General features: G+C 48.8%; 6 protein-coding genes. 4 read left to right on the top strand and 2 right to left on the bottom strand.

All coding sequences use genetic code 11. From position 1 onward, the window contains the following. The first annotated feature begins 206 nt into the window (after positions 1 to 206). A complete protein-coding gene (locus PO881_RS24095) occupies positions 207 to 431 on the top strand; it encodes a DUF6290 family protein (RefSeq protein ID WP_280173495.1) in 225 nt (74 codons plus the stop codon). Continuing rightward, positions 415 to 681: a type II toxin-antitoxin system RelE/ParE family toxin gene (locus PO881_RS24090; RefSeq protein WP_280173494.1), complete on the top strand. Its 267-nt coding sequence runs from the start codon at positions 415 to 417 to the stop codon at positions 679 to 681. Before PO881_RS24095 ends, PO881_RS24090 begins: the two co-directional genes overlap by 17 nt. 131 nt (positions 682 to 812) lie before the next feature. Here the strand turns inward: PO881_RS24090 and PO881_RS24085 are convergent, their stop codons facing one another. Beyond that, positions 813 to 1,028 carry a YdgH/BhsA/McbA-like domain containing protein gene (locus PO881_RS24085; protein ID WP_280173493.1) on the bottom strand — a complete coding sequence of 72 codons (216 nt, stop codon included), beginning with the start codon at positions 1,026 to 1,028 and terminating at the stop codon, positions 813 to 815. A 933-nt stretch (positions 1,029 to 1,961) separates the two neighbouring features. Between PO881_RS24085 and PO881_RS24080 the strand changes: the two genes are divergently transcribed. Beyond that, a complete protein-coding gene (locus tag PO881_RS24080; RefSeq protein ID WP_280173498.1) occupies positions 1,962 to 2,474 on the top strand; it encodes a hypothetical protein in 513 nt (170 codons plus the stop codon). Positions 2,475 to 3,356: 882 nt separating this feature from the next. Continuing rightward, complete coding sequence (locus PO881_RS24075; protein ID WP_280173497.1) at positions 3,357 to 3,557, top strand: antitoxin VbhA family protein; 201 nt, start codon at positions 3,357 to 3,359, stop codon at positions 3,555 to 3,557. 489 nt (positions 3,558 to 4,046) lie between these two features. Here PO881_RS24075 and PO881_RS24070 read toward each other — a convergent pair whose 3' ends face one another. Continuing rightward, positions 4,047 to 4,256, bottom strand: a complete 210-nt coding sequence (locus tag PO881_RS24070; protein ID WP_280173496.1) for a hypothetical protein — start codon at positions 4,254 to 4,256, stop codon at positions 4,047 to 4,049.

Genomic DNA, 4,256 nt, shown 5'->3' with positions numbered 1-4,256 from the left:
TTTGCAGTCCTTTTCAAAATCAGTATCGGGTATATACCCACTATTAATGTGTGGTTTTTTGGTGCCGTCTACAACCTTCTATTTCTTGTTTAGATCACAATTATGCAAAGGGTTTTCGTAGGCTGATTGCCATCGGTTTCTGTATTTCTGGCGGAATTGAGGTATGATGCTATACGTGTATAGCAAATAGTGTTTGGGAGGTTGGAATGTTAGCTATCCGGCTGTCTGATGAAATCGAGTCAAGACTCGACTCGCTGGCAAAACAAACGGGCAGGACAAAGACGTTCTACGCGCGGGAAGCGATCCTGACTCATCTGGAAGATTTAGAAGATTATTACCTAGCGGCGGAAACCGTTACACGTATAAGGCGCGGAGAGGAATTCGTGCATTCGTCCGAAGACGTGAGGAAGTCACTTGGTCTGGACGATTAATTACTCTGACCGTGCACTGAAAGCGTTACGTAAGATGGATAAGCAGAATGCGCGACGAATAGTGGATTTTATGGACATGCGCATTGCTGTTTCGGACGATCCGCGTCAGTCAGGAAAACCGCTCAAGGGGGAGCTTGGTGAATTCTGGCGTTACCGTGTCGGTGATTATCGAATCCTATGTGAAATCAGAGATGACGAACTGGTGATTCTTGCCGCGACGATAGGACATCGGCGTGATGTCTACGAATAAAGCCCGCTACGCGGGCTTTTTCATGCGCGGCAGGTGAGATGTTATGTTTAATTCGGCCGTGTGCCGGGTTCAGACACAAAAAAGGCCGCCCGTGGGCGACCTCTTCTGGCACTTCCTTTTGCGACCATCCGTTATTTGTACAGCTCAGCCGTCATGTGAACGACGTTGCCGTTGCTGGCCTCAATGATTTTGTACTGCTGACCGTTCTGCTGCGCCTGCGCGGCGATTTTGGCTTCTGCACCGTCCAGTGTCAGGGACGTTGCGGTAACGCTCTGCGCGAAGCTGGCTGCTGACATCAGTGAAAGAGCGGCTACGGCGGCGATAGACATTGCTTTGATGGTTTTCATGGTCTTTATCCTTGGGTTATATGGTTGAAAGCCTGTGTGCTTTCGATGCAATAATGATAACCAAGGTTACTATTAGTATATTAACTATAAATGCTGTTATTGTGATCGTGCTAACTATTTACCAGTAGGTGCGCTCGATGATGGCGAGGTGTTGTTGTTTTGTGGTAAATCCGGCAGCATTTTTTCAATTCCTCACCCAGATCCCTCTAGATCCTTATTATGGTTGTTTAACTTACTAATAATATTGAAAAAAAATTCGCATATAGATTTTACAGATCAGTGTAGATCTTTCTAATAGATAAAAACGTTAAAAAAAAACGTCCATTTTACCGAGCTGAGTGGCCACTCTAAGGCGACGTTATTTGCAGTACATCCGGATAGCTATTTTAAAAAAAAATTCAATGCTGGCTCTTACACGTTCATTTGACTGTATATTCATTGAGGATCTCAAATGACAGTTATTGGGGGTCGCTTGGGTTTTATACAGTATTTACCTACGGGTTCTTGAGCCTTATCATCCCGGTCGTTGGCTGTGGTGGCCGACAAAGAAAATATAAGTGAATAGCTGTGGTGGCTATTTGCTGGGGCCTGAAATGGCTTCTATCGAAGGTGAATCCTTCACAGAAAAACCCGCTACTAGCAAAGGAAGCGGGTTTTTTTGTACCTAATAAAAACTGGCCATCAGAATGTTGATGTTTCTACGTTTTATTTTGCTGTGGTAGAATCCCAGCAACGGCAGATTTAACCCATCTGCGGGCCTAACCAGCTCACGCCTAGTTAGCAAAACCCTTTTTCCTTTGCTGGCCTACAAGGCCTAAGGTGCAACTATGTTTGCCTATCACCGTGTCCATTCCTTGGGCGCAAAAAGTAATCTCTGTGTATGCCATGTTCTTTCTATTACTTCCGAGATCTTCTTTTCTTCGGAGGTGAAAAATGGCTAAGGTTACTTTTGATTACCCACCCGAAATTGCTCGTCGCAAACTCTCTTCTATCTTTTCTGAATCTCCTGCCATGATTGCGCATATCAATGATATGTGTGATTCACAAGCCACAGTATTTGCTGCCTTATGTGACGGCAAAAGTGTGACAAATGCGGGTAATCGAGTTGAATCCGACTACGAAGTTACGAAACTTGCTTCGGTTATCGATGTGTTGGAAAACAAATTTTTCCTTCCGATCTCTCGGCAGAAAATCCATACGAAATCCGATACTGGTGCGGTTGCGTTGCAGGCGCGCTACACGATTTCTTCGGTAGATCTTGATGAGTTGTTAGAGCAACCGGAAGAGGTTATCTCCCGCCGTGAGCATGAAGCGTTCATTAAATTGATGCGCAGAGATAACCTTTGTTTGAAGCGATTAATTAACGTCCATGGGTACGAGGAGGTATTGCGTACCTTATCATCAATGGCCCCAGCCAATGATGATGTCGGGCATCGCTATGGTTGAGTAGCAGTACGGGCATGCGTTGACGCTAAACGCATGCCCGTATTACTTTGTTGTTCAGAAAGAAAAAAGCCACCGGGCAAGGTGGCTTTTTCAAGGCTCACTAAACGGGCAAGTTTATGAGCCGGGTAACTGTCGTAAGGGCGACGAGTCACCAAATCTATGTCCTGCCAGTGTAGCTGTAAGCAGCTAATCACTCAAGACTCTCTCCCCTACTCAGTTGCCATTGGCTGCCGCCTTTGGCGATCGTTCGTGTCTTCCAGGATTGGATTCAAGAGTACAGTTACCTGGGTAGTGCGCGGCAGTCGGGTTGAACGGGGAGTTCGTGCATACAGCCCAGCTTGGAGCGAACCACCTAAAAGGAACTCAGTTGCATGGGTAGGAATGAGAAAACGCCACCTTACGGCGGTCTGCAACGGGTAAACCTCATGGTGGGAACAGGAGAGCGCACGAGGGAGCGACCCATCGGAAACGGTGGGGATCTTTAAGTCCTGTCAGGTTTCGCCACTTCTGATTTGAGCACCGGAAATCGACTGATTTTTGTGAAACTCATCAGGAGGGCGAAGCCTATGGAAAACCGGCAACTCCTCTGCCCTCTTACACTCTCCGTCATGGCCTTCTTCCTGAGCAGGTAACGCTCGCCGCAGCGTCATGACCGAACGAAGTGAGCGAATGACCGAGGAAGCGTAATATCTGTAATGCTGAACAGGGCTCGTGTCGCTCAGTACACGCATTTCCTCTCTCATTACACATGCTGCTGCAACGGTTTCCTGTCGTTTTCCACTTTTGCCTGCACAGCTATACAACGGCAACATCCGGGCAGGACATGTAAAGTGGGCCCACTTTATGCCTGCCTTATTCGCATGACTGCTCAAAGGAAAAACCATGGCTGATGATCGAGCACTGCAACTGCGCTTAACCGGATTCCGTAAGGCTGAGGCTTCTCTCAGGCTTGAAGGCATGGATCCGTCCGGAACGCCGATCTATGAGTCCGTAAAGGCGCGCATTATTTCCGGTGAGCTCAGCTATGACGAAGGGCGTGCTGAGATACTGGCTTATCACCAGAAGCGGGCGAACAGCAACTGACGTGGACAGGAAATGTTTTGTGGCCACCGCCGCTCCGCCGGCGCCACAAAACAGCGGGACAAGATGTGTCTTTGGAGTACCGCCGGCACGCCAAATCCTCTTGGTCAGGCTCCGCCCGACACCCGCCAGGGACTCCGGTCCCTCCTCGTTAAATCCGACCCCTTTGACGATATTCCTGCCGCGCCTGGCGGCTCACGATCGCACAGTAAACTGCGCGCCCGTGAGCCGTTATTCGCGAGATTCAGTCGTGCTTTTGAGGGTTCCGCAGGATTTTAGCGGCTAAAATTCCAGCCAGGCATGTCCGTGCATAGCCATGCAAATACGCAGAACTTATCAGGGGCGATCTTCGTCGGTATAGCTGGAGAAAGTTGCCGGAAACAACCCGTCTGCGCCAGATCCGCGCTGAGGGCGGCTGCGGCGGTGCCGGTAAGTAGTCTTATGTTAAATCAGGCTGGCTGGCATGGTCAGCCTGATTTATTACAGCGGCTGTCAGCTCAGCCGGTGAATCTGGGTCAGTATGTACGCATGGAATTCTTTGTGCGTCAGGAAGGTTTTACCCAGGCGGGCTTTCAGCTCTGCGCCCATCGTGCGAAGCGTGGAGCGGTTTGCTATGGATTCCTGCTTGTTCACCTTGCGTAGGTGATAGTTAAGCTCATAGTCTTCCGAAAAATTCACGTATTCATGATCGCTTAAAGCCAT

Origin of the sequence: Pantoea sp. SS70, assembly GCF_029866845.1 — a bacterium.
GTDB classification, from domain to species: Bacteria; Pseudomonadota; Gammaproteobacteria; order Enterobacterales; family Enterobacteriaceae; genus Pantoea; species Pantoea leporis.
Note: the sequence above shows the minus strand (reverse complement) of the source record. Positions and strands in the feature narration are given on the sequence as shown.

What these genes read in the sequence shown, in the direction of transcription:
- PO881_RS24095 (WP_280173495.1), top strand. Translation starts at nt 207, where the DNA reads ATGTTAGCTATCCGGCTGTCTGATGAAATCGAGTCAAGACTCGACTCG.
- PO881_RS24085 (WP_280173493.1), bottom strand. Translation starts at nt 1,028, where the DNA reads ATGAAAACCATCAAAGCAATGTCTATCGCCGCCGTAGCCGCTCTTTCA.
- PO881_RS24080 (WP_280173498.1), top strand. Translation starts at nt 1,962, where the DNA reads ATGGCTAAGGTTACTTTTGATTACCCACCCGAAATTGCTCGTCGCAAA.
- PO881_RS24075 (WP_280173497.1), top strand. Translation starts at nt 3,357, where the DNA reads ATGGCTGATGATCGAGCACTGCAACTGCGCTTAACCGGATTCCGTAAG.
- PO881_RS24070 (WP_280173496.1), bottom strand. Translation starts at nt 4,256, where the DNA reads ATGGCTTTAAGCGATCATGAATACGTGAATTTTTCGGAAGACTATGAG.